Origin of the sequence: Streptomyces sp. NPDC056835 (genome assembly GCF_042789485.1) — a bacterium.
In the GTDB taxonomy this organism is placed as follows: Bacteria; Actinomycetota; Actinomycetes; order Streptomycetales; family Streptomycetaceae; genus Streptomyces.
Window position 1 is genome coordinate 83,541 of sequence record NZ_JBHUBB010000001.1, and the last position, 23,210, is coordinate 106,750.

The following is a 23,210-nucleotide window of genomic DNA, read 5'->3' on the forward strand; positions in this document are numbered from 1 at the left end:
ACGGGGGCCGGGGCGGGGGCGGTAGCGGTCACCACGTATCTCCCTGCTTGCGGAGGACGCGCCGGTAGACGGCGGCGAAGAGCATCAGGAGGACGAGGATCAGGACGCCCCAGGTGGAGGACTGCGCGAAGTCGCGGGGGCTGATCTCGAAGGAGAACTTGTACGCCTGGGTGACCAGGATCTGGGTGGCCTCACCGGGTCCGCCGCGGGTCAGCAGGAAGATCACCGGGAACATGTTGAAGGTCCAGATGGTGGAGAGCAGGATCACGGTCGTACTGACGGAGCGCAGTCCGGGCATCGTGATGTGACGGAACCGCTGCCAGGCGTTGGCGCCGTCCATCTCGGCCGCCTCGTACATCTCCCCCGGGATGGACTGGAGTCCGCCGAGGAGGGCGACCATCATGAAGGGCACGCCGAGCCAGATGTTCACGGCGATGACCGAGAACTTCGCCCAGGTCGGGTCGTTGAGCCAGGGCACGGCGTCGATACCGCCGTCCGCGAGCAGCTTGTTGAGGAAGCCGCGGTCCTCGTTGTAGAGGAAGCGCCAGGCGAAGACGGAGACGAAGCCGGGGACGGCCCAGGGCAGGATCAGCAGCATCCGGTAGAAGGAGCGGCCGGCGATCCGGCGGTTGAGGATATTGGCGAGGCCGAGCCCGAGCGCGAAGGTGACGCTGACGCAGGAGACCGTCCACACCAGCGTCCAGCCCAGGGTGCCCAGGAACTGATCGCCCGTCAGCGCGTCGGCGTAGTTGTCGAGGCCGACGAACTCGTAGGTGGCGGGCAGGTGGTTGACGCCGATGCTGCGCTCGACATTGCGCTCGTTGGCGTCGGTGAGCGACAGATAGATACCCCGGACCAGCGGGTATCCGATGATCACGCCGATCACGGCCACCACCGGGGCGACCATGGCCCAGGCGTACCAGTGGGTCGAGACACCGCGCCGGAGTCTCGTCGACACCCGCAGCCCGCCGGGTGCCTTGCCAGTGCCGCGGCCACGGCCACGGGCGAGGTCATCGCCCGCGGCCGACGCCACCGACTGGCTGGTGTGGACAGCCATCAGCCGGCCCGCCTTCCTTCCCGTTACCTGTTACTTCCAGCCCTTGAGCAGCTCGCGGTAGGCGTCGCCGGTGTCCTTGGCTCCCTTGGCGGGGTCGCTCTGACCGGTGAGGACCTTGGTGTACTCGGTCACCAGCGGCGCGAAGAGGCTGCCGGTCTCCGGGATCCAGGGGCGCTCGACGGCCTTGTCCACGACGGGCTTGAAGAAGCCGACGATCTCGTTGTCCGCGACACCCGGCCGCGCGTAGACGGACGTACGGGTCGGGAGCAGGCTCAGCTCCTCGGCGACCTTGGCCTGGCTCTCGGCGGAGGTCATGTACTCGGTGAACGCGTAGGAGGCGTCCAGGTTCTTGGAGCCGGCGTAGACGGCGAGGTTGTGGCCGCCCTGCGGGGAGCCCTGGCCGACGGAGCCGGCCGGTACGGGGGCGATGCCCAGGTTGGCCTTGTCCTTGAACTGCGCGCCGCCGTAGGTGTCGGCGACGGCCCACGGACCGTTGATGATCATCGCGACATCGCCGTCCTTGAAGGCCGACTGCATGTTCTCCCAGCCGTCGGTGGCGTCGGTCTTGGCGGCGCCGGAGTCGACCAGGTCCTTGACGACGGTCATGGCCTTGACGCCGGCCGGGTTGTCGACGGTGACGGTCTTGTTCTCCGCGTCGACCAGGTTGCCGCCCTCGCCGTAGAGGAAGGACAGGAACCAGTAGGCGTCGTCGCCGCGCAGGTAGAGACCGGTCTTGCCGGTCTTGTCCTTGATCTTCTTCGATACGGTCTTCAACTCGTCGACGGTCGTGGGGACTTCGACGCCCGCGTCCTTGAAGATCTTCTTGTTGTAGAAGATCCCCATGGAGTCGATGACCTGCGGCACGGCATAGGTCTTGTCGCCGTACTTCGTGGAGGCGGCGGCCTGCGCGAGGAAGTCCTTCTCGTCCTTGAGCGCCGGGGTGCCGTCCAGCGGGGCGAGATAGCCGAGATCGGCGAACTCGGGGGTCCAGGCGACCTCGGAGCGGATCACGTCGGGCGCCCCGGAGCCGGACTGCGCGGCGTTCTTGAACTTGTTCTGGGCGTCGCCGAAGGGCACGTTGACATATTTGACGTCGACCTTCGGGTGCTTCTTCTCGAAGCCCTCGGCGAGCTGCTTGAAGACCTTGTCCTCGCTGCCCACGGTCGAGGTGTCCCACCAGGTGACCGTGCCCGAGAGCTCGCCGCCCGAGCTCTTGCCGCTGCCTGAATCGCTGTCACCGCCGCAGGCGGTCGCCGCGAGGGCCAGGGTCGCGGCCAGGGCGGTGGCCGTTATGCCACGTCGCATCCGAACTCCTTCAACTGCCGTACCGCTCCGTCGCGGCGCCGGGTCGGACGTGAACGTAACAGCCTTGCAAGATGGCCGAAAGACCTTGCGGAATATTTCTGCAAGGAGGATCGATCGTTACCGGCATGTGTCCTGTCGCTTGCAGGCCAACCCCTTGGCCGGGACCCACAAGAGCCGACAGAGGCGGAAACCGCAGGTCAGTGCTGGTTCCGGGCGGATCGCGGCCCCCTGCGGCGGCACGGCGGGAAGGCTTCGCAAGATCTTGCAAGGGCTTGCCGCCGGGCCCCGGCACCGGGCACGGTGGGCAATCCGACATACGCCCGGTACAGTCCACTCACATGACCGCACGGCTTGCCGATATCGCAACTCAGGCGGGGGTCAGCGAAGCGACGGTCAGCCGCGTACTGAACGGCAAACCCGGGGTTGCCGCGACCACCCGCGAGTCCGTACTCGCCGCGCTCGACGTGCTGGGTTACGAACGTCCCGTACGGCTGCGCCGGCGCAGCGCGGGGCTGGTCGGACTGATCACCCCCGAGCTGGAGAACCCGATCTTCCCGGCCCTGGCGCAGGTCATCGGCCAGGCGCTGACGCGGCAGGGCTACACACCGGTGCTGGCGACCCAGACCCCCGGCGGCTCCACCGAGGACGAGCTGACGGAGATGCTCGTCGAGCGCGATGTCTCCGGCATCATCTTCGTCTCGGGACTGCACGCCGACACCTCAGCCGATATGCGGCGCTACGAGAAGCTGCGCGCCCAGGGCGTGCCGTTCGTACTGGTGGACGGTTTCTCGCCGAAAGTCCAGGCGCCCTTCATCTCTCCCGACGACCGGGCGGCCATGCGGCTCGCGGTCACCCATCTCGTCTCGCTGGGCCATCAGCGGATCGGTCTCGCCGTCGGCCCCCGGCGCTTCGTGCCCGTCCTCCGCAAGATCGAGGGTTTCCGCGCCACGGTCCAGGAGTTGCTGGGGCTGTCCGCCGAGGAGGCGGACGAACTGATCCAGCAGTCGCTGTTCACTCTGGAGGGCGGCCAGGCGGCGGCCTCCGCGCTGATCGAACGCGGCTGTACGGCGGTGGTGTGCGCGAGCGACATGATGGCGCTCGGCGCGATCAGGGCGGCGCGACGGCTCGGTCTCGACGTGCCCCGGGACCTGTCGGTGGTCGGCTTCGACGACTCGCCCCTCATAGCCTTCACGGATCCGCCGCTGACGACGATCCGCAAGCCGGTGCCCTCGATGGGCCAGGCCGCGGTCCGTACGCTTCTGGAGGAGATCGGCGGTACGCCCGCCCCGCACAGCGAGTTCGTCTTCATGCCCGAGCTGGTGGTACGCGGTTCAACCGCCTCGGGTCCCGCCCCGGGACCCCAGGGAATATCAGGGTCGCGAAGTCGTCCGTAGGGTGTAGCGAATGCGGCCCGAACCCGTCCGGGGGATGATCGGTCGGGAACGGGAATCTGGCAGACTCTCTCGCTATGGGTGAATCGACCGTGAAGACACAGGAAGGCCTGAGCGGCCGTACGGCGACCCCGTCACCCATCCCTGAAGAGGAGACGGTCGCGGGCGCGGGCAACGAGGTGGCGGCGGCCCCGGAGGCCGCCGAGGACCGCACCTGGCTCCAGCACCTCAGAGCGCCCCGCCGTCCACGCATCTGGTTCGAAATCCTGCTGATCGCGGTGAGTTACTGGACGTACTCCCTCATCCGCAACGCGGTCCCGGAGCAGAAGGCCAAGGCCCTGCGGAACGCGGACTGGATCTGGGAGGCGGAGAAGACCCTGGGCATCGCGGTCGAGCAGACCATCAACCACGCGATGAATTCGGTGACGTGGCTGATCGTCGGCATGAACTACTACTACGCGACGCTGCACTTCATCGTCACGATCGGGGTGCTCGTCTGGCTCTTCCGCCACCATCCGGGCCGGTACGCCGCCGCCCGGCTGGTGCTCTTCGCCACCACGGCCGTCGCACTGCTCGGTTACTACCTGTATCCGCTGGCGCCGCCGCGGCTGATGAACGGGCAGCAGTTCATCGACACGGTTCTGCGCCACGAGACCTGGGGCTCGATGGCCTCCGGTGACCTCAAACACATGTCGAACCAGTACGCGGCGATGCCGTCGATGCATATCGGCTGGTCGCTGTGGTGCGGGCTGATCATCTTCGCGTTCGCCTCGGCGCCCTGGGCGAAGATCCTCGGTCTGCTCTATCCGACGCTCACATTGCTGGTGATCGTCTCCACCGCGAACCACTTCTGGCTGGACGCGGTGGGCGGCATGCTCTGCCTGGCGTTCGGCATGGCGCTCTCGTACGCCTGGTACGGCTCGCCGCCGTACCGGCTGCCCCGCCAGGTCGACGACGAACGGCCACGCCGCCGACCACAGGCCGCCTGAGGGGCGGTACGGCCTCAGGTCGCCGCCCCGTAGAACAGCTTCTCCATCACCGCCCGCGCCCTGCGCGTCGTACGGCGGTAGTCGTCCAGCATGTCGCCGACATGTCCCGGCCCGTACCCCAGATAGCGGCGCATCGCGCCCAGTTCGCGCCCGTCCGACGGGAAGGTGTCGCCCGGCCTGCCCCTGACCAGCATCACGCCGTTACGGACCCGGGTCGCCAGGACCCACGCCTCGTCCAGGATCTGCGCGTCCTCCGTCGAGAGCAGTCCCGCCCCGCGGGCCGCCGCCAGGGCCTGCCGGGTACGGGTGGTGCGCAGGCCGGGTTCCACCCAGCCGTGCCGCAGCTGGAGCAGCTGGACCGTCCACTCGACATCGGAGAGCCCGCCCCGGCCCAGCTTGGTGTGGAGGGTCGGATCGGCGCCGCGCGGCAGCCGTTCCGTCTCCATCCGCGCCTTGAGCTTGCGGATCTCCCGTACCGCGTCCTCGCCCAGGCCCTCCGCCGGATACCGCAGCGGATCGACCAGTTCGACGAAGCGGCGGCCGAGCTCGGCGTCCCCCGCCATCGGCTCCGCGCGCAGCAGCGCCTGGCTCTCCCAGACCAGCGCCCAGCGCCGGTAGTACGCCGCGTAGGAGGCGAGCGTACGGACCATCGGGCCGCTCTTGCCCTCCGGCCGCAGATCCGCGTCGATCAGCAGCGGCGGGTCGGAGGTGGGGACTTGAAGCAGCCGCCGCATCTCGGCGACCACCTCGTTCGCGGCGCGCGCCGCCTCGTGCTCGCTGACGCCCTCGCGCGGCTCGTGGACGAAGAGCACATCCGCGTCGGAGCCGTAACTCAGCTCTTGGCCGCCGAACCGCCCCATGCCGATGACCGCGAAGCGGGTGGGCAGCGTGTCGCCCCACCGCTCGCGTACGACGGCGCGCAGGGCGCCCGCGAGGGTCGCCGCGTTCAGATCGGTGACCGCGTTGCCGACCCGGTCGACCAGCGCCCCCGGGTCCTCCTCGGCCGGGCTGTCCTCCGTGCCGTACGAGCCGATGATGTCCGCCGCGGTCGTGCGGAACAGCTCGCGCCTGCGCATCCCCCGGGCCGTGGCGACCGCGCCCTCCGCGGTCTCCGCGCGCCCGACCGCCGCCAGGACCTCCTGCTCCAGCGGCTCACGGCCGCGCGGAGCGAGCCCCTGGGGGTCGCCGAGGATGGCCACCGCCTCGGGCGCGCGGAGCAGCAGATCGGGGGCGAGCCGGCCGGCCGAGAGCACCCGCGCGAGATTCTCCGCCGCGGCTCCTTCGTCGCGCAGCAGCCGCAGATACCAGGGCGTCTTGCCGAGCGCGTCCGACACCCTGCGGAAGCCGAGCAGCCCGGCGTCGGGGTCGGCGGAGTCCGCGAACCAGCCGAGCAGCACAGGCAGCAGCGTCCGCTGGATCGCCGCCTTGCGGCTCACCCCGGACGACAGCGCCTCCAGATGCCGCAGCGCGGCGGCCGGGTCCGCGTAGCCGAGCGCTTCGAGCCGCTGCCCGGCCGCCCGCGGACTGAGCCGGATCTCGCCGGGCGCGAGCTGGGCGACCGCGTCGAGCAGGGGCCGGTAGAACAGCTTCTCGTGCAGCCGCCGTACGACCGAGGCGTGCCGCCTCCAGGTCCGGTTCAGCTCGGCGACGGGTTCGCCGCGCAGCCCGAGCGAGCGGCCGAGGCGGCGCAGATCCGCCTCGTCCTCGGGCACCAGATGGGTACGGCGCAGCCGGTAGAGCTGGATGCGGTGCTCCATGGAGCGAAGAAAGCGGTACGCCTCGTCCAGCTGCGCCGCGTCCGCCCGGCCCACATAGCCGCCCGCCGCCAGCGCGGCCAGCGCTTCGAGGGTCGAGCCGCTGTGCAGCGTGGCGTCGCTGCGGCCATGGACCAGCTGGAGGAGCTGTACGGCGAACTCGACGTCCCGCAGCCCGCCGGGACCGAGCTTCAGCTCACGGTCCACCTGGCCCGGCGGGATGTTGTCGACGACCCGGCGGCGCATCTTCTGTACGTCGGAGACGAAGTGCTCGCGCTCGGCGGCCTGCCACACCAGCGGAGACACCGCCTCGATGTACTGGGCGCCGAGCATCGGGTCGCCCGCCACGGCGCGGGCCTTCAGCAGCGCCTGGAACTCCCAGGTCTTGGCCCAGCGCTGGTAGTACGCGAGATGGCTGCTCAGCGTCCGTACGAGCGGCCCGTTACGGCCTTCGGGACGCAGATTCGCGTCGACCGGCCAGATGGAGCCCTCGATGTTCGACTCGGAGCAGATCCGCATCAGATGGGACGCCAGCCGGGTGGCCACCTGGATGGCCTTGCCCTCGTCGATGCCCTCGGCCGCACCGCCCACCCCGTCGGCCGGCTCACCGACGAAGATCACGTCCACGTCCGAGACGTAGTTCAGCTCATGGCCGCCGCACTTGCCCATCGCGATCACCGCGAGCCGGCACAGCGCGGCGTCCTCGGGCGCGGCCGCCTTGGCGATCGCGAGGGCGGCGCGCAGGGTCGCGGTCGCCAGATCGGCCAGTTCGGCGGCGGTCTGGGCGAAATCCGCCGTCCCGCAGACGTCCCTGGCGGCTATGGCCAGCAGACAGCGGCGGTAGGCGACCCGCAGCGAGACCGGGTCGGTCGCCTCGGCGAGTCCGCGCTCGAACTCCTCGACGCCCGGGTGCAGATCGGCCAGCTCGTAGGTGACCAGCACATGCCAGTCCCCCGGGTGCCTGACCAGATGGTCACCGAGCGCCTCCGACGAGCCGAGCACCCCGAGCAGCCGGTCCCGCAGCGGCTTCGCCGTGACCACGGTGTCCAGCAGCACCCGCAGCTCCTCGGGCCGCTGCGCCTCCGCCAGCCTGACGAGCCCGCGCAGCGCGAGATCGGGGTCCGCGGTGGCGCCGAGCGCGTCGAGGAGCATCGGATCGGACCGTACGAGTGACATCGCGGGCACATCGAGCAGCCGCTCGGCGGCGGAGGGATCGGTGAAGCCGTGCCGCAGCAGGCGGGTGAAGGTACTGCTCCTGCGTCCCGGCAGCGCCATATTCGCCGTCTCCTGTCCACGACCCCGTCCGACCAAGCTCAGGAAATGAGCCTAGGCCCTGTCCGGGGGAGCGGATCCGGGCCGGCGGTACGAAGCCCCCGCCGGCCCGGATCGGATCACACCTACGGCCCCTACAGCACCGGCAGGTTCTTCTTCAGCTCGAAGGCCGTGACCTCGGAGCGGTACTCCTCCCACTCCTGCTTCTTGTTGCGCAGGAAGAAGTCGAAGACATGCTCGCCCAGCGTCTCCGCGACCAGTTCGCTGCGCTCCATCAGGGAGATCGCCTCGCCCAGGTTCTGCGGCAGCGGCTCGATGCCCATCGCGCGGCGCTCCGCGTCCGAGAGGGCCCAGACGTCGTCGTCGGCGCCCGCCGGGAGTTCGTAGCCCTCCTCGATGCCCTTGAGGCCCGCGGCGAGCAGCACCGCGTAGGTCAGATACGGGTTGGCGCCCGAGTCGATGGAGCGGACCTCGACCCGCGCCGAGCCGGTCTTGCCCGGCTTGTACATCGGGACGCGGATCAGCGCGGAGCGGTTGTTGTGGCCCCAGCAGATGTACGAGGGGGCCTCGCCGCCCGAGCCCGCGGTGCGGGAGGAGCCGCCCCAGATGCGCTTGTACGAGTTGACCCACTGGTTGGTGACGGCCGAGATCTCGGCCGCGTGCTTGAGCAGCCCGGCGATGAAGGAGCGGCCGACCTTCGACAGCTGGTACTCGGCGCCCGACTCGTAGAAGGCGTTGCGGTCCCCCTCGAAGAGGGAGAGATGGGTGTGCATGCCCGAGCCCGGGTATTCGGAGAACGGCTTCGGCATGAACGTCGCCTGCACGCCCTGCTCCAGCGCGACCTGCTTCATGACCAGGCGGAACGTCATGATGTTGTCGGCGGTGGAGAGCGCGTCCGCGTATCGCAGATCGATCTCCTGCTGGCCGGGGGCGCCCTCGTGGTGGCTGAACTCGACCGAGATGCCCATGGATTCGAGCATCGTGATCGCCTGGCGCCGGAAGTCCATGCCGACGTTCTGCGGGGTGTGGTCGAAGTAGCCGGAGCTGTCGGCGGGCGTGGGGCGTGTGCCGTCGACCGGCTTGTTCTTCAGCAGGAAGAACTCGATCTCGGGGTGGGTGTAGAAGGTGAAGCCCAGATCCGAGGTCCTGGCGAGGATCCTCTTGAGCACATAGCGCGGGTCCGCGAAGGACGGCGAGCCGTCGGGCATCAGGATGTCGCAGAACATCCGCGCCGTACCGGGAGCCTCCGCGCGCCACGGCAGTATCTGGAACGTGCCCGGGTCGGGCTTGGCGATCATGTCGGACTCGTACACCCGGGCGAAGCCCTCGATCGCCGACCCGTCGAAGCCCATGCCCTCGTCGAAGGCCTGCTCCAGCTCGGCGGGCGCTACGGCAACCGACTTCAGGAAGCCGAGCACGTCGGTGAACCACAGGCGTACGAAGCGGATGTCGCGCTCTTCGAGCGTGCGGAGCACGAATTCCTGCTGCTTATCCATATTAGCCGTCCTACCCATCCTTGCTGGTCAGGCCACCTGCTCCCATGCCGCGGGGCACCCCGGGGGCACCCGAGCATCCCACCACACGATTTCCGGCGCGTTGCGAACCCCCGTCCAACGCTTCGCGTCGTGCGTGTGTACGGGCTTGCGGCCCATAGTGCCTGTTCGTCCGATGCCCATGAAACAGGCGGCCGCAACCCATTGTGCGCGAGATCGGCGCCGAAGATCGACTCTGACGCCTGTCAGCCACCACTGTGCCGGACGGTGGTGTCCGACCAGCCCAGCGGGTACGGCTCCGTGTCCTCGCCCGGTACCGCCGGCTCCCCGCCCGCCTCGGTGAACGCGGTGAGCGCGCCGACCAGGGCCGTGCGCTGCTCGGGCGTCAGCCGCTCGACGATCATCGAGATCTCGCGGTGGCGTACGGCGGTGACGCGGTCGACGAGCGCCCGGCCCTCCGGGGTCAGCCGCAGCATCGTCTCGCGGCGGTTGCACGGGTTGCTCTGCCGGGTCGCCAGGCCCGCGACGATCAGCCGGTCGAGCATCCGCATGGCGGTCGACGGATTCACCCCCAGCCGGTCGGCGATATCGACCAGTTTGGCGTCGCCGTGGGCGGCGAGGACCGCGAGGAGCCGGAACTGCGGCAGGGTGACCGGTTCCGCGACGGCCGCGAGGGACCGCGCCGAGACCTTCACCAGGAGCCGGGACGCGCTCAGCACGGCGTGCGTCACCGCGTCGACATCGGCCGGCCCCTGGGGGGACCGCGGCTGCGGCTGTCCATGCGGCTGTCGATGCGACTGCGGATCCTCGACCATGCCTCTTTGTACCCCGGCGATGCCCGGTTCGTACCCGTCCGGGGTCCCGGAGGGGAACCGGAACCGGTTCCTCACTGCTGCCGGCGGGGGTGTACGCACTACGATCTGCGCTCATGGGGGGATCGCGGCCCGGCCACATACGCATCACGCGTCCCGCGGCACTGCTGAGTGCCGTGGCGACGCTGTTCGCCGCGCTCTTCATCTGTCTGGGTCCTGACCCGGGCGGGACCGGGGTCCACCACAAGGACGGTTCGGTGACAGCGGCGAACGGCGCCACGCACGGCCCGCCCGCCGGGACCTCGGTCCGGGACCGGGCCGAGGCCGAGGCCCGTTACACCTGCCCGTACGACAAGAGCGACTGCGGGCTCTTCCCGAACCAGAGCCCGGCCGTGCTCACCGTCCCGCCGCCGGCCACCCCGTTCGCCGGCGATGTCCAGCCCTCGCACCTCGAACCGCCGTACCCCACCGGCCAGGTGCCCCGCTCCGGAGCGCTCGCCCGCGCCCCGGATCTCCACGTCCTTCAAGTACTGCGGACGTAGCCGGGCCCGCACCCGCACCGGGCCACCCCCCGCGCCGGGTTCCCGAATATCCCGAACCACGTTCCGTGGTCACGCAGTTGTCCGCGTTCCGCAGTTATCCCAGAAGGACACACATCATGGCTTCCAAGTCCCAGTCCGCCGAGCGCAAGGCCCGAATAGAGGAGATGCGCCGCGTCGAGCGGGCCCGCGAGCGGCGCAGTCGCATCATCACGATCACGGCGAGCGCCGTCGTGGTGGCCGCCCTCGTCGCCGGTGGCGCCTACCTCCTCAACAAGGAGTCGGACAAGAAGGAGCAGGAGCAGGCCGCGGCCAAGGCGCCCGTGAAGGACGAGAAGTCCTGGGACGCCAAGGAGCTCGGCCGTAACCATGTCACCGAGCAGGTCAAGTACCCGATGACCCCGCCCGTGGGCGGTGACCACAACCAGGTCTGGATGAACTGCCAGGGGGACGTCTACGAGGAAGCCGTCCCGGACGTGAACGCGGTGCATTCACTGGAGCACGGCGCGGTCTGGGTCACGTACAACGACAAGGCATCCGAAGCCGATGTGAAGGCGCTCGGCGAGAAGGTGAAGAAGACCCCCTACTCGATGATGAGCCCGGTGCAGAACCAGTCGGGCGCCATCATGCTGAGCGCGTGGGGCAAGCAGGTCTCGGTGGACAGCGCCACGGATTCGCGCGTGGACCAGTTCTTCACGAAGTACGTGCAGGGCGCACAGACCCCTGAGCCGGGCGCCGCCTGCACGGGCGGAATGGGCGCGCAGTGACGGCGGAGAGCGCCCCGGACCCGACGGCCACCGCGGATGCGGCCGACGCGGTCGACGCCGCCGACACGTCCGATACGGCTCGTCCGGCGCGCAAGGTGACGCGCACCCAGTGGGCGGCGATCACCGCCGTCGTCCTGGCGCTGGTCTTCGCCGGTACGGCGGCGGTGGCCTCGGCCGGGCGTGACGGCGGCTCCGCCGCGCCCAGTACCCCCACGGCGGACTCGGCGGACGCGGGCTTCGCCCGTGACATGGCGGTCCACCACCAGCAGGCGGTGGAGATGTCGTTCATCGTGCGGGACAGCACGGACGACGAGGAGGTGCGCCGGCTGGCGTACGACATCGCCAACACCCAGGCGAACCAGCGCGGGATGCTGCTGGGCTGGCTGGACATGTGGGGGCTGCCGAAGGTCGAGTCGGGCCGTGGGCCGATGGCCTGGATGTCCATGGACAAGACCATGGACCACGGCAGTGGCAGCGGTATGGACATGGACATGGGCTCGATGGATCACGGCGACGCGGGCCATCGGGCCGAGGACGGCTCGCTGATGCCGGGCATGGCCACGAAGACGGAGCTGGACCAGCTCCGCGACGCCCGTGGCAAGGCGGCCGAGATCCTTTATCTCCAGCTGATGACCGACCACCACAAGGGCGGGGTCGCCATGGCCCAGGGCTGCGTACAGCTGTGCGCACCCGGTACGGAGAAGAACCTCGCCGAGGGGATGGTCGCGGCGCAGCGGTCCGAGATGGCCCTGATGGCCGACCTGCTCACGGCGCGCGGCGCGAAGCCGCGTACCGGCTGACGCGCGGGGCCGCCGGTTCCCCGGGGACCCGGCGGCCCCGGCTCAGTCGTGGGCCGCGCGGTCCCGGCCGCTTCCTCGGTCCCGGCCGTCTCCTCGGTCCCGGCCGTCCCCCCTGTTCGGGCGCTTGCGGTCGCGTCACCCGAACGGGTCCACGATGATGGATCTGGCTCGGGGTGGACGGCACTCAGGAGGCAGGAAACCCATGACTACCGCCAAAGACATCATGCACCCCGGGGCTCAGTGGCTCCCCGCCCACGAGACCCTGGACCGCGCCGCCCAGCTGATGCGTGAGCTGGATGTGGGCGCGCTCCCCATCGCCGACTCGGAGGACCGGCTGACCGGCATCCTCACGGACCGCGACATCGTCGTCGGGTGTGTGGCGATGGGCCATGACCCGGCGCAGACGACCGCCGGAGAGATGGCGCACGGCACCCCTCGCTGGATCGACGCGAACGCGGACGTGGACACCGTCCTGTACGAGATGCAGAGCCACCAGATTCGCCGGCTGCCGGTGATCGAGAACAAGCGTCTCGTCGGGATGATCAGCGAGGCCGATCTGGCCCAGCACCTCACCGACGGGCAGCTCGCCTCCTGGATGGAGCAGGTCTACGCGCACGGCTGAGCCCCGGCTCACGTACCGCGCGTACCGCCGGCACCCGGCGTACCGCCCGCACCCGGCGGGCGGCCCCGGCCGAGTGGGCGGCCCCGGCCGAGTGGGCAGCCCCACACGCACACCCCAGGACATCGCGTCAGTCAGACGATTACACTGGGTCCCGTGCCTCAACTACGTCTCGCTCTGAATCAGATCGACTCGACCGTCGGCGATATCGCCGCGAACGCCGAGGCGATCGTGCACTGGACCCGGCACGCCGCCGAACAGGGAGCGCATGTCGTCGCGTTCCCCGAGATGGTGCTGACCGGCTACCCCGTCGAGGACCTTGCCCTGCGGTCGTCCTTCGTCGAGGCGTCCCGGGCCGCCGTGCGCGCGCTCGCGGTGCGGCTCGACGAGGAGGGCTTCGGCGAGCTGCCCGTCGTCGTCGGCTATCTGGACCGCTCCGAGTCGGCCCAGCCGCGCTACGGCCAGCCCGCCGGTGCCCCGCGCAACGCCGCCGCCGTACTGCACCGGGGCGCGGTCGTCCTCAACTTCGCCAAGCACCATCTGCCCAACTACGGCGTCTTCGACGAGTTCCGGTATTTCGTACCGGGCGACACCATGCCCGTCATCCGGGTCCATGGCATCGACATCGCGCTCGCGATCTGCGAGGACCTGTGGCAGGACGGCGGCCGGGTCCCGGCGGCCCGGTCCGCGGAGGCGGGACTGCTGCTCTCGATCAACGCCTCGCCGTACGAGCGCGAGAAGGACGACACCCGCCTCGACCTGGTGCGCAAGCGCGCCCAGGAGGCCGGCTGCACCACCGCGTATCTCGCGATGATCGGCGGCCAGGACGAGCTGGTCTTCGACGGTGACTCGATCGTCGTGGACAGGGACGGCGAAGTCGTGGCGCGCGCACCGCAGTTCGCCGAGGGCTGTGTGGTCCTGGACCTCGATCTGCCGGCCGCCTCGCCGCAGGCCCCGACCGGGGTCGTGGACGACGGGCTGCGGATCGACCGGGTCATTCTCTCCGAGGACCCGCTGCCTGCCTACGAGCCCGAGCTGGCCGGTGGCTACGCCGAGCGCCTGGACGACGACGAGGAGGTGTACTCGGCGCTGGTGGTGGGCCTGCGCGCGTACGCCGCGAAGAACGGTTTCCGGTCCGTGCTGATCGGTCTCTCCGGCGGTATCGACTCCGCGCTCGTCGCCGCCATCGCCTGTGACGCGGTCGGCGCGGGGAACGTGTACGGCGTCTCCATGCCGTCGAAGTACTCGTCCGGCCATTCCAGGGACGACGCGGCCGAGCTGGCCCGCCGTACCGGGCTCAACTTCCGTACGCACCCGATCGAGCCGATGTTCGACGCGTACATGGGCGCGCTCGGGCTGACCGGGCTCGCGGAGGAGAACCTTCAGTCGCGGCTGCGCGGCACGATGCTGATGGCGCTCTCCAACCAGGAGGGTCATATCGTTCTCGCGCCGGGCAACAAGTCCGAGCTGGCCGTGGGCTATTCGACGCTCTACGGCGACTCCGTCGGCGCGTACGGCCCGATCAAGGACGTCTACAAGACCTCCGTCTTCCGGCTCGCCCGCTGGCGAAACCGCGTCGCCGAGGAGCGCGGCCAGACCCCGCCGATCCCGGAGGCCTCGATCTCCAAGCCGCCCAGCGCCGAGCTGCGCCCCGGCCAGATGGACACGGACTCGCTGCCCGACTACGACGTACTGGACCGGATCCTGGAGCTGTACGTCGACCGCGATCAGGGCAGGGACGCGATCGTCGCGGCCGGCTTCGACGCCGAACTGGTCGCCAGGACGCTGCGGATGGTGGACACGGCGGAGTACAAGCGGCGCCAGTACCCGCCGGGCACCAAGATCTCGGCGAAGGGCTTCGGCAAGGACCGGCGGCTGCCGATCACGAACCGCTGGCGCGAACTCCCCCTCCTTCGCGGCTAAACCGCTGCCGCTCTCGCGGAGGTGGTTGCTCGCCGTCGTGGTTCCTCACTTGATGGTTGCGCGATTGGTCGCTCCGTACAGAGAGGTCACGCAGGCGTCCCGCACACCCGTACGGCGTCAGCCGACCCGTTCCGTCGTCGCCCCGGTCGTCGTCCCGGTCGTCGTCGCGGCGGAGGCGACGACCCGCGATGCCTCCGGTCCCTTGTCGCCCCGGTCACCCCGGTCAAGCAGCCCCGCCGTCACCGCGATCGCCAGGCCGACGACCGCGAGCACCGCGCCGACCAGGGTCGGGGACAGCCAGCCCCAGCCCGCCGCGATCGCCACGCCGCCGAGCCAGGCGCCACCCGCGTTGGCCAGGTTGAAGGCCGAGTGGTTCGAGGCGGAGGCGATGGTGGGGGCGTGCCTGGCCTTCCGCATGACGAGCATCTGGAGCGGAGTGGTCGTCATGAACCCGACCGCGCCGAGCACCACGACCGTCACCAGCGCCGCCCACTGGATGTGCGCCGTGAACCGGAAGGCGAGCAGCACGACAGCGAGCGTGCCGAGCGAGGCGTACAGGGTGGGCCGCAGCGCCCGGTCGGTCAGCGGCCCGGCCGCCAGCGCGCCCAGCGTCATTCCGATGCCGAAGAGCGCGAGCACCAGCGTGACGGAGGACTCGCCGAAGCCCATCACCTCGGTCGTGATCGAGGCCAGGTACGAGTAGACGGCGAAGACCCCGGCGAAGCCGAAGACCGCGGTCGCGAGACCGAGCAGCACCTGACGGTCGCCGAGGGCGCGTATCTCACGGCCCACGCTCTGGTGCGCCTCAAGCGGTATGTACGGGACGAGCCGGGCCAGCGCCGCGAGCGCGATCAGGCCGATCACGGTCACCACCAGGAAGGTGGCGCGCCAGCCGAGGTTCTGGCCGAGCAGGGTGGCCGCGGGGACGCCGACGATATTGGCGACGGTCAGGCCCAGGAACATGGTCGCGACGGCCCGTGCCTGCCGGCCCTCGCGCACCAGCCGGGCGGCGACGACCGCGCCGACGCCGAAGAACGCGCCGTGCGGCAGTCCGGCGAGGAAGCGGCCCGTCAGCAGCCAGCCGAAGCCGGGGGCGAGCGCCGAGCCGAGGTTGCCGATGACGAAGAGCCCCATGAGCAGGAGCAGCATCCGTTTGCGCGGGATACGGGAGCCGAGGGCGGTGAGCAGCGGGGCACCGACGACGACACCGATCGCGTAGGCCGAGACCAGATATCCGGCGGTCGGCACGGACGTACCCAGATCGTCCGCGACATTGGGCAGCAGGCCCATCATCACGAACTCTGTCGTCCCGATGCCGAAAGCACTGACGGCCAGGGCGAACAGGGCGAGGGGCATCGGGAGAGACCTTCCGTGGAGATGTGGTTCAGGGGTGAGGAAACACTATTAGTACCCCCACGGAACAAAGTCTCTCAGGTCTTCTATTCCGGCAGATGAACTCCGGATTGCGCCCAGCGCTCGGCTCAGCGCGGCACGGTTCGGACCGGCACGGTTCCGGTTCGGACCGGCACGGTTCCGGTTCGGACCCGCGCTCCGGTCAGCGCAGTTGCACCCTCGCCGCGATCGGCAGATGGTCGCTGTCCGTCGCGGGAAGAGTCCAGGACGAGGTCGGTTCGACGCCCTTCACCAGGATCTGGTCGATCCGGGCCAGCGGGAACGACGTCGGCCAGCTGAAGCCGTAACCGTGCCCGGCCGCGCCCTGCGTCGAGCGCATCTGGGCGGTCACGGCGTTGAGCGAGCGGTCGTTCATGGTGCCGTTCAGATCGCCGAGCAGGATCACCCGGCTCAGCGTCTCGTCGGCGATGGCCTCGCCCAGCGCGTCGGCGCTCTTGTCGCGCTGGTTGGCGGTGAAGCCCGCGTTCAGCTTGACGCGTACGGAGGGGAGATGCGCCACATAGACGGCGACCCTGCCGTCCGGCGTGCTGATGGTGGCGCGCATGGCCCGGACCCAGCCCAACTTGATGTCGACGGGCTCGACCCCGGCCATCGGGTACTTGCTCCACAGTCCGACCGTGCCCTGCACCGAGTGGTACTTGTACGTCCCGGCCAGCGCCTCGACATAGGTCTCCACGGCGCTGGCCTTCAGCTCCTCCAGCGCCACGACATCGGCCCCGGACTCCGCCAGCTTGCGCGCGGTGCCCTCCGGGTCGGGGTTGTCCGCGTTGACGTTGTGGGTGGCGACCATGAGGTCACCGCCGCCGCCGGACTTGTCGGTGAGGAGCCCGCCGAAGAGATTGACCCAGACCACCGCGGGCAGCAGTACGGCGACCAGCGCGGTGGCGGAGCGCCGCACCAGCGCCAGGACGAGGATCAGCGGAACGAACACACCGAGCCAGGGCAGGAAGGTTTCGGTGAGACTCCCCAAGTTGCCGATCTTGTTGGGGATCTGCGCGTGCAAGATCATCAACAGCGCGACCACCACGGCGAGCAGCGCGAGCACGATGCCGCGCCGCCAGATACCCGGGTCGCCCCGCCAACGGCCGAGCAGGGCTCTGACGCGGGAGTCGGTGCGGGGGTCCTCCCCGCCGTCCGTCACCGAATGCGCCGTGTACTCCTGCGTCATATGCGCTGCCCTCACTGCCTTGCTGTGCACGCCCGCCCCCGACCCTAGGCGATGTACGGACACTTTCTCGCCGTCCGGGGACAGCCGTTCTCGCACGGAGACGAAGAGGGAGGGTCCAGAGGTTCCGATCAAGAACGAAAGAGCGGTGGGTGTGACAGATCCCGCACCGCCGGGCGGGGTGGTCCGCGTCGCGCACTGACAGGGCGTTCCGCATCGCGCGCCGGCAGGCTTTCACGTCGAGCGCCGGTCCGGTACGGGGAATCACACGCGCCGGTCACTCGCGCGGGCGCAGTCCCTGGAGCACGGCGCTGATGATCCGGTCGGGAAGATCCTCCTCCAGCGGTGCGCCGGGCCGGTGCAGGGTGCGCATGAGCATGGGGCCGACCAGCAGTTCGTGCATCAGCTCCACGCTCAGGTCGTCCCGTAGCTCACCGGCGGCGACCCCGCGCCGGATCAGGTCCATCGTCATCGCGCGCCGGGGGTCGATGACCGTCCTGTGGTACTCCGCCCAGAGTTTGGGCTGACTCTTCATCCCGACGACGACGTTGTGCAGCAGGACCGAGGAGCGCTGGGCGAGACCGCGCCGGCGCATCGACTCCAGCACGACCCTGAGATCGTCGAGCGCCGAGGTGCCCGGCAGTTCGGGCTCGGGCGGCTCGATCTCCCGCAGGACGTCGAGGAATAGCTCCTCCTTGCCCTGCCAGCGCCGGTAGATGGTCGCCTTGCCGACGCCCGCCGTACGGGCGATGCGTTCGACGGAGAGCGCGCCGAGCGGCACACCCTCCTCCAGCAGGGTCACGACGGCTTCCAGGATCGCCCGCTCGACCGCCTCACTGCGTGGCCTGCCGCGCCGGTGTTCCTTCTCGTGACCCTGCTCCCGCACCTGTCTCCGCCTCTCGCCGCCGTGGAACCTGGCCGCCGTGTACGCCGCGCCGCGCTTCCGCCGCACCAATTCTCGTACACGGCGGCTCGCCGTACGCCGTCCCACCGCACGCCGTCCCGCGCGTACGCCGTCCCGCGCGTACGCACGTGCACGGCGTACAGGGCGTAGCTGTCAGCCGCGGACGGCGGTCGCGGGTTCGGGCGTCTCGTCCTCGCTCCCCGCGAGCTTCCGCGGCTCCTGCCGGTCCGGCCGGCCCGGCAGGAAGAGCGCGACCACCGCGGTGCCGATCAGCGCGACGGCCGCGGAGCCGAGGGCCGTGACATGCATGGCGTCGAGGAACGCGTCGTAGGCGGAGCTGATCAGCGGCCGGCCCGCCGGACCCATCTTCTCCGCGACGCCGATCGTCGCCTCGATCGACTCCCCCGCCGCGTCCCGCGCGCCGGCCGGGACCGCGCCGAGGTGTCCCTCGATCCCGCCCCGGTAGGTCGCGGAGAGCACCGAGCCGAGCACGGCGATCCCGAGGGCGCCGCCGACCTGGCGGAAGGTGTTGTTGATGGCGGAGCCGGAACCGGCCTTCTCCCGGGGCAGCGCCTGCATGACCGCGACGGTGACAGGCGGCATGATGTGCGCCATTCCGGTGCCCTGGACGAAGAAGACGAGGCACAGCACCCAGACCGGCGTGTCCGTGCCGAAGAGGGCGAACGCCGCGAGTCCGGCGGCGACCAGCAGCATGCCGACCGTGCAGACCGCGCGGGCACCGAACCGGTCCACCACCAGCCGGGCACGCGGCGCGAAGATCATCTGGGCCGCGGCCAGCGGCAGGATCAGCAGTCCGGACTGGAGCGCGCTGTAGCCGCGCACGCTCTGGAGGTAGAAGGCCGAGAAGAAGGTCACGCCCATCAGCGCGAAGAAGACCAGCGCGATGGCGGCGACGGCGGCCGCGAAGGCCGGCTTCCTGAAGTACGAGATGTCTATGGCCGGATGGCTGCTGCGCTTCTCGTGCCAGACGAAGAGGGCGAGTACGGCCACGCCGCCGATGAGCGGGGCGAGCACGCTCGCGCCGGTGAAGTCGGCCAGCTCGCCGCCGCGGATGATGCCGTACACCAGCAGGACGAGTCCGACGATGGAGAGCGCGACGCCCAGCGGGTCGAGCCGGCCGGGCCTGGGGTCCTTGGAGTCCGGGACCAGCAGCACCATCGCGATCAGCGCGACCACGGCCACGGGGACGTTCACGAGGAAGATGGAGCCCCACCAGAAGTGTTCGAGCAGCAGACCGCCGGTGATCGGGCCGATGGCGATGCCGAGGCCCACACTGCCCGCCCAGATGCCGATGGCCTTGGGCTGCTCCTCGCGCTCGAAGACGTTCATCAGCACGGCGAGGGTGGCGGGCATCACGAAGGCGGCGCCGAAGCCCATCAGGGCGCGGTAGCCGATGAGTTCGGCGGGCGATCCGGACAGGGCGGCGAGCCCCGAGCCGAGGCCGAAGACGGCGATGCCGAAGAGGAGCACCTTCTTGCGGCCGATGCGGTCACCGAGCAGCCCGGAGGTGAAGAGCAGTCCGGCGAAAACAAGCGTGTAGGAGTTGATGGCCCACTCCAGCTCGCTCTGGGTGGCGCCGATGCCGGTGGGCTCGGGGGCGGCGATCGTCTTGACCGCCACGTTCAGGATCGAGTTGTCCAGCACGACGATGAGCAGGCTGAACATCAGGACACCGAGGATGGCCCAGCGACGGCGGTGGACCGCCTCCGGGACACGGGACTCGGGTATGCGGGGTGCGGCGCCGGTGGCGCCGGACGGTGTGGACATGACGTACACCCTAGGCCACTTTCAATACGGGACCGTCTCGTATTGGAAAGTCTTTGCACACGGCCCCCACTTCCCGTGACCGGTCCCGGGATGCCACCATGGAACCGGTCCGGGGACACCGTCAGGGTGCCTCGAGATGACGAAAGGGCCTTTGGCCATGACTGTTCAGACCGAGGCTGCTCAGAAGCCGCCCGCGGGACGCCCGGCCGGCCCCGAAGCCGGCGCCAAGGCGCTGTACGGCGGCAAGAGTTCGCGGCGTATCACCGTCCATGACATCGCCGCCGCCAAGGAGCGCGGCGAGAAGTGGCCCATGCTCACCGCCTATGACGCGATGACGGCGTCCGTGTTCGACGAGGCCGGTATCCCGGTCATGCTCGTCGGCGACTCGATGGGGAACTGCCATCTCGGGTACGAGACGACCGTGCCCGTCACGCTGGACGAGATGACGATGCTCGCCGCAGCTGTCGTACGGGGCACGAAGCGCGCCCTGATCGTCGGCGACCTGCCGTTCGGCTCGTACCAGGAAGGGCCGGTCCAGGCCCTGCGCAGCGCCACGCGGCTGGTGAAGGACGCGGGTGTGGGCGCGGTCAAGCTGGAGGGCGGCGAGCGCTCGCACACCCAGATCGAGCTGCTGGTACAGGCCGGCATCCCGGTGATGGGACACATCGGGCTCACGCCGCAGTCCGTCAACACCCTCGGCTACCGGGTGCAGGGCCGCGGCGAGGAAGCCGCGCAGCAGCTGCTCCGTGACGCCAAGGCGGTACAGGACGCGGGGGCGTTCGCGGTCGTGCTCGAACTGGTCCCCGCCGAGCTGGCCGCCGAGGTCACCCGCATCCTGCACATCCCGACCATCGGGATCGGCGCGGGACCGGAGACGGACGCGCAGGTGCTCGTCTATACGGACATGGTCGGGCTGACCGGAGGGAAGGTACCGCGCTTCACGAAGCAGTACGCGAATCTCCGGCAGACGCTGGGGGACGCGGCGAGGAAGTTTGCGGACGAGGTCATTGGAGGAACGTTCCCTCAGGAGGAGCACACGTTCCACTAGGCGGATTCACCTCCGCCCCGGAAGCCGACCACGGCCCAAGCCCAAGAAGCCACTGCCCGCACGGACGACAGCCCGCCGATCTTCCCCCGTCGGCGGGCTGTCGGTTTCTCCGACTCCTCCGGCTTCCCGGACTTATCGGATTTCTTCGACTTCTTCGACTTCTTCGACGGTGGACCGACGGCCGCCCGAAGGCGCCCCGACAGCCTCCCGACAGCGGCTTGTCGGCAGCTTGTCGGTGGATTGTCGGTGGCGGCTGGTCCACTGGTGTCATGACTCGAATCGACAACAACCCCAACGGCAGCCGCACGGGCAATGCCGTCGAGGTACGGGGGCTGGTCAAGCACTACGGCGGACCACAGGGCACCCGGGCTCTCGACGGAGTGGACCTGGATGTGCGCGAGGGCACCGTCCTCGGTGTGCTCGGGCCCAATGGCGCCGGCAAGACAACGCTCGTCCGTATTCTCTCCACGCTCGTCCAGCCGGACGCCGGGACCGCGATGGTCGCCGGGTACGACGTGCTGCGCCAGCCGCGCCAGCTGCGCCGCACCATCGGTCTCACCGGCCAGTACGCCTCGGTCGACGAGAAGCTCTCCGGCTGGGAGAACCTGTACATGATCGGCCGGCTGCTCGATCTGTCCCGCAAGGACGCCCGCCGCCGCGCCGACGAACTGCTGGAGCGCTTCTCCCTCACCGAGGCGGCGAAGAAGCCCACGATGCAGTACTCCGGCGGCATGCGGCGCCGGCTCGACCTGGCGGCGTCGATGATCGGCCGGCCGGCGGTGCTGTATCTGGACGAGCCGACCACCGGTCTCGACCCCCGTACCCGCAACGAGGTCTGGGACGAGGTGCAGCGGATGGTCGCCGAGGGGGCCACCGTCCTGCTCACCACCCAGTACATGGAAGAGGCCGAGCAGCTGGCCAGCGAGCTGACGGTCATCGACCGCGGCAAGGTCATCGCCAACGGCAAGGTGAACGAACTGAAGGCGAAGGTCGGCGGCCGCACGCTCCAGATCCGGCCCACGGACCCAGCCCAGCTCCCGGCGATGGCGCGGGCGATCGCCGAGACCGGGCTCGACGGCCTGGCCGGCACCCAGGCCGTCCCGGACGAGGGCCTGCTGTACGTGCCGATCCTGAGCGATGAGCAACTGACCGCGGTTGTCGGCCTGCTGGGCGAGCGCGGCTTCGGGATCGCCCATATCGGCACCCATCTTCCGAGCCTGGACGAAGTGTTCCTGGCCATCACCGGCCAGAAGACGGCCTCCGTGTCCGACACCACACCCGAGGAGGTCGCGGCATGAGCACGACCACACTGCCCACGTCCGCACCCGAGAAGGCACCCGCGCCGTCGCGCGCCACCGTCGCCGCCGAGGGCCGGATCGGACTGCGCGCCAATCTGCGGCACATCGGCGCGCTGGTGCGCCGCAACGCCCTCCAGATCAAGCAGGACCCCGAGTCGATGTTCGACGTCCTGCTGATGCCGATCATCTTCACGCTGCTGTTCGTGTACGTCTTCGGCGGCTCCGTGGGCGCGAGCCTCGGCGGCAGCCGCGAGCAGTATGTGAACTATGTGATCCCCGGTCTGATGGCGATGATGGGCATGAACATCGCGATGGCCGTCGGCACGGGCGTGAACGACGACTTCCGCAAGGGGGTCATGGACCGGTTCCGTACGATGCCGATAGCCCGGTCCTCCGTACTGATCGCCAAGATCGTCGTCGAGATCGGCCGGATGCTGGTCGCCACCGCCGTCCTGCTCGGCATGGGCTTCCTGCTCGGCATGGAGATCAAGACGTCGGTGCTCGAACTGCTCGCCGCCGTCGGCCTGTCCCTCGCGTTCGGCGCCTCGCTGATGTGGATCTTCATACTGCTGGGGCTCACCATGAAGACGGCGCAGGCCGTCCAGGGGGTGGCGATGCTCGTCCTGATGCCCCTGCAGTTCGGCTCGTCGATCTTCGCCCCGCCGTCCACGATGCCCGGCTGGCTCCAGGCGTTCACCGACTACAACCCGCTGTCCAATCTCGCGGACGCGGCGCGGAGTCTGATAAACGGCGGCCCTGTCGCGCACTCCGTGTGGATGACGCTGGTGTGGGCGGCGGCGATCACGCTGGTGACGGCGCCGCTCGCGGTGGCCAAGTTCCGCAAGAAGTCCTGAGGCCCGGGGGCCGGGCTTG

The 23,210-nt window shown here is 69.7% G+C and carries 19 protein-coding genes; 10 read left to right on the plus strand and 9 right to left on the minus strand.

Features of this window, described 5'->3' with window-relative positions; translation table 11 throughout:
- Positions 1 to 28: 28 nt before the first annotated feature.
- Together ACFRMN_RS00385 and ACFRMN_RS00390 are read right to left on the minus strand one after the other, a co-directional pair.
- Positions 29 to 1,057 carry a carbohydrate ABC transporter permease gene (locus tag ACFRMN_RS00385; RefSeq protein ID WP_383010976.1) on the minus strand — a complete coding sequence of 343 codons (1,029 nt, stop codon included), beginning with the start codon at positions 1,055 to 1,057 and terminating at the stop codon, positions 29 to 31.
- Positions 1,058 to 1,087: 30 nt separating this feature from the next.
- On the minus strand, positions 1,088 to 2,362 hold the full coding sequence (locus ACFRMN_RS00390) for an extracellular solute-binding protein (RefSeq protein ID WP_383010979.1): 1,275 nt from the start codon (positions 2,360 to 2,362) through the stop codon (positions 1,088 to 1,090).
- A 338-nt stretch (positions 2,363 to 2,700) separates the two neighbouring features.
- Here ACFRMN_RS00390 and ACFRMN_RS00395 point away from each other — a divergent pair, with 338 nt between their 5' ends.
- A complete protein-coding gene (locus tag ACFRMN_RS00395; protein ID WP_383010982.1) occupies positions 2,701 to 3,756 on the plus strand; it encodes a LacI family DNA-binding transcriptional regulator in 1,056 nt (351 codons plus the stop codon).
- Positions 3,757 to 3,830: 74 nt separating this feature from the next.
- Positions 3,831 to 4,742 carry a phosphatase PAP2 family protein gene (locus ACFRMN_RS00400; protein WP_383010985.1) on the plus strand — a complete coding sequence of 304 codons (912 nt, stop codon included), beginning with the start codon at positions 3,831 to 3,833 and terminating at the stop codon, positions 4,740 to 4,742.
- 14 nt (positions 4,743 to 4,756) lie between these two features.
- Here ACFRMN_RS00400 and ACFRMN_RS00405 read toward each other — a convergent pair whose 3' ends face one another.
- The 3 genes from ACFRMN_RS00405 to ACFRMN_RS00415 form a co-directional block, all read right to left on the minus strand.
- A complete protein-coding gene (locus tag ACFRMN_RS00405; protein ID WP_383010988.1) occupies positions 4,757 to 7,771 on the minus strand; it encodes a bifunctional [glutamine synthetase] adenylyltransferase/[glutamine synthetase]-adenylyl-L-tyrosine phosphorylase in 3,015 nt (1,004 codons plus the stop codon).
- Between the two features lie 131 nt (positions 7,772 to 7,902).
- On the minus strand, positions 7,903 to 9,264 hold the full coding sequence (gene glnA / locus ACFRMN_RS00410; RefSeq protein WP_383010991.1) for a type I glutamate--ammonia ligase: 1,362 nt from the start codon (positions 9,262 to 9,264) through the stop codon (positions 7,903 to 7,905).
- 242 nt (positions 9,265 to 9,506) lie between these two features.
- On the minus strand, positions 9,507 to 10,076 hold the full coding sequence (locus ACFRMN_RS00415) for a MarR family winged helix-turn-helix transcriptional regulator (protein WP_383010994.1): 570 nt from the start codon (positions 10,074 to 10,076) through the stop codon (positions 9,507 to 9,509).
- A gap of 113 nt (positions 10,077 to 10,189) precedes the next feature.
- Between ACFRMN_RS00415 and ACFRMN_RS00420 the strand changes: the two genes are divergently transcribed.
- The 5 genes from ACFRMN_RS00420 (at position 10,190) to ACFRMN_RS00440 (ending at position 14,721) form a co-directional block, all read left to right on the plus strand.
- A complete protein-coding gene (locus tag ACFRMN_RS00420; protein WP_383010997.1) occupies positions 10,190 to 10,615 on the plus strand; it encodes a hypothetical protein in 426 nt (141 codons plus the stop codon).
- Between the two features lie 116 nt (positions 10,616 to 10,731).
- Positions 10,732 to 11,379: a DUF3105 domain-containing protein gene (locus tag ACFRMN_RS00425; protein WP_383011000.1), complete on the plus strand. Its 648-nt coding sequence runs from the start codon at positions 10,732 to 10,734 to the stop codon at positions 11,377 to 11,379.
- Between the two features lie 95 nt (positions 11,380 to 11,474).
- The gene (locus ACFRMN_RS00430) at positions 11,475 to 12,179 is read left to right on the plus strand and encodes a DUF305 domain-containing protein (protein ID WP_383011989.1); all 705 of its coding nucleotides are present in this window, start codon (positions 11,475 to 11,477) and stop codon (positions 12,177 to 12,179) included.
- A gap of 202 nt (positions 12,180 to 12,381) precedes the next feature.
- Positions 12,382 to 12,801: a CBS domain-containing protein gene (locus tag ACFRMN_RS00435; RefSeq protein WP_383011003.1), complete on the plus strand. Its 420-nt coding sequence runs from the start codon at positions 12,382 to 12,384 to the stop codon at positions 12,799 to 12,801.
- Positions 12,802 to 12,954: 153 nt separating this feature from the next.
- Entirely contained in the window at positions 12,955 to 14,721 is a 1,767-nt protein-coding gene (locus ACFRMN_RS00440) for an NAD+ synthase (RefSeq protein ID WP_383011006.1), read from the plus strand.
- Between the two features lie 117 nt (positions 14,722 to 14,838).
- Here ACFRMN_RS00440 and ACFRMN_RS00445 read toward each other — a convergent pair whose 3' ends face one another.
- The 4 genes from ACFRMN_RS00445 to ACFRMN_RS00460 all read right to left on the minus strand — a co-directional run bounded on the left by ACFRMN_RS00445 (position 14,839) and on the right by ACFRMN_RS00460 (position 19,991).
- Positions 14,839 to 16,077: an MFS transporter gene (locus ACFRMN_RS00445; protein WP_383011009.1), complete on the minus strand. Its 1,239-nt coding sequence runs from the start codon at positions 16,075 to 16,077 to the stop codon at positions 14,839 to 14,841.
- A 199-nt stretch (positions 16,078 to 16,276) separates the two neighbouring features.
- Positions 16,277 to 17,302, minus strand: coding sequence for an endonuclease/exonuclease/phosphatase family protein (locus tag ACFRMN_RS00450; RefSeq protein ID WP_383011011.1), 1,026 nt, complete (start codon positions 17,300 to 17,302; stop codon positions 16,277 to 16,279).
- A 274-nt stretch (positions 17,303 to 17,576) separates the two neighbouring features.
- Entirely contained in the window at positions 17,577 to 18,185 is a 609-nt protein-coding gene (locus ACFRMN_RS00455; protein ID WP_383011014.1) for a TetR/AcrR family transcriptional regulator, read from the minus strand.
- Between the two features lie 171 nt (positions 18,186 to 18,356).
- Entirely contained in the window at positions 18,357 to 19,991 is a 1,635-nt protein-coding gene (locus ACFRMN_RS00460; RefSeq protein WP_383011017.1) for an MFS transporter, read from the minus strand.
- 157 nt (positions 19,992 to 20,148) lie between these two features.
- Here ACFRMN_RS00460 and panB point away from each other — a divergent pair, with 157 nt between their 5' ends.
- The 3 genes from panB to ACFRMN_RS00475 all read left to right on the plus strand — a co-directional run bounded on the left by panB (position 20,149) and on the right by ACFRMN_RS00475 (position 23,191).
- Positions 20,149 to 21,039 (plus strand): 3-methyl-2-oxobutanoate hydroxymethyltransferase, encoded by an 891-nt coding sequence (gene panB / locus ACFRMN_RS00465; RefSeq protein ID WP_383011020.1) that lies wholly within the window; start codon positions 20,149 to 20,151, stop codon positions 21,037 to 21,039.
- Positions 21,040 to 21,308: 269 nt separating this feature from the next.
- Entirely contained in the window at positions 21,309 to 22,337 is a 1,029-nt protein-coding gene (locus ACFRMN_RS00470) for an ATP-binding cassette domain-containing protein (RefSeq protein ID WP_383011023.1), read from the plus strand.
- Positions 22,334 to 23,191: an ABC transporter permease gene (locus ACFRMN_RS00475; protein WP_383011026.1), complete on the plus strand. Its 858-nt coding sequence runs from the start codon at positions 22,334 to 22,336 to the stop codon at positions 23,189 to 23,191. The genes ACFRMN_RS00470 and ACFRMN_RS00475 overlap by 4 nt, the downstream gene beginning before the upstream one ends.
- The last annotated feature ends 19 nt before the right edge of the window (positions 23,192 to 23,210 follow it).

Coding starts and splice junctions, on each gene's coding strand:
- ACFRMN_RS00385 (WP_383010976.1), bottom strand. CDS start 1,057: ATGGCTGTCCACACCAGCCAGTCGGTGGCGTCGGCCGCGGGCGATGAC.
- ACFRMN_RS00390 (WP_383010979.1), bottom strand. CDS start 2,362: ATGCGACGTGGCATAACGGCCACCGCCCTGGCCGCGACCCTGGCCCTC.
- ACFRMN_RS00395 (WP_383010982.1), top strand. CDS start 2,701: ATGACCGCACGGCTTGCCGATATCGCAACTCAGGCGGGGGTCAGCGAA.
- ACFRMN_RS00400 (WP_383010985.1), top strand. CDS start 3,831: ATGGGTGAATCGACCGTGAAGACACAGGAAGGCCTGAGCGGCCGTACG.
- ACFRMN_RS00405 (WP_383010988.1), bottom strand. CDS start 7,771: ATGGCGCTGCCGGGACGCAGGAGCAGTACCTTCACCCGCCTGCTGCGG.
- glnA (WP_383010991.1), bottom strand. CDS start 9,264: ATGGATAAGCAGCAGGAATTCGTGCTCCGCACGCTCGAAGAGCGCGAC.
- ACFRMN_RS00415 (WP_383010994.1), bottom strand. CDS start 10,076: ATGGTCGAGGATCCGCAGTCGCATCGACAGCCGCATGGACAGCCGCAG.
- ACFRMN_RS00420 (WP_383010997.1), top strand. CDS start 10,190: ATGGGGGGATCGCGGCCCGGCCACATACGCATCACGCGTCCCGCGGCA.
- ACFRMN_RS00425 (WP_383011000.1), top strand. CDS start 10,732: ATGGCTTCCAAGTCCCAGTCCGCCGAGCGCAAGGCCCGAATAGAGGAG.
- ACFRMN_RS00435 (WP_383011003.1), top strand. CDS start 12,382: ATGACTACCGCCAAAGACATCATGCACCCCGGGGCTCAGTGGCTCCCC.
- ACFRMN_RS00445 (WP_383011009.1), bottom strand. CDS start 16,077: ATGCCCCTCGCCCTGTTCGCCCTGGCCGTCAGTGCTTTCGGCATCGGG.
- ACFRMN_RS00450 (WP_383011011.1), bottom strand. CDS start 17,302: ATGACGCAGGAGTACACGGCGCATTCGGTGACGGACGGCGGGGAGGAC.
- ACFRMN_RS00460 (WP_383011017.1), bottom strand. CDS start 19,991: ATGTCCACACCGTCCGGCGCCACCGGCGCCGCACCCCGCATACCCGAG.
- panB (WP_383011020.1), top strand. CDS start 20,149: ATGACTGTTCAGACCGAGGCTGCTCAGAAGCCGCCCGCGGGACGCCCG.
- ACFRMN_RS00470 (WP_383011023.1), top strand. CDS start 21,309: ATGACTCGAATCGACAACAACCCCAACGGCAGCCGCACGGGCAATGCC.
- ACFRMN_RS00475 (WP_383011026.1), top strand. CDS start 22,334: ATGAGCACGACCACACTGCCCACGTCCGCACCCGAGAAGGCACCCGCG.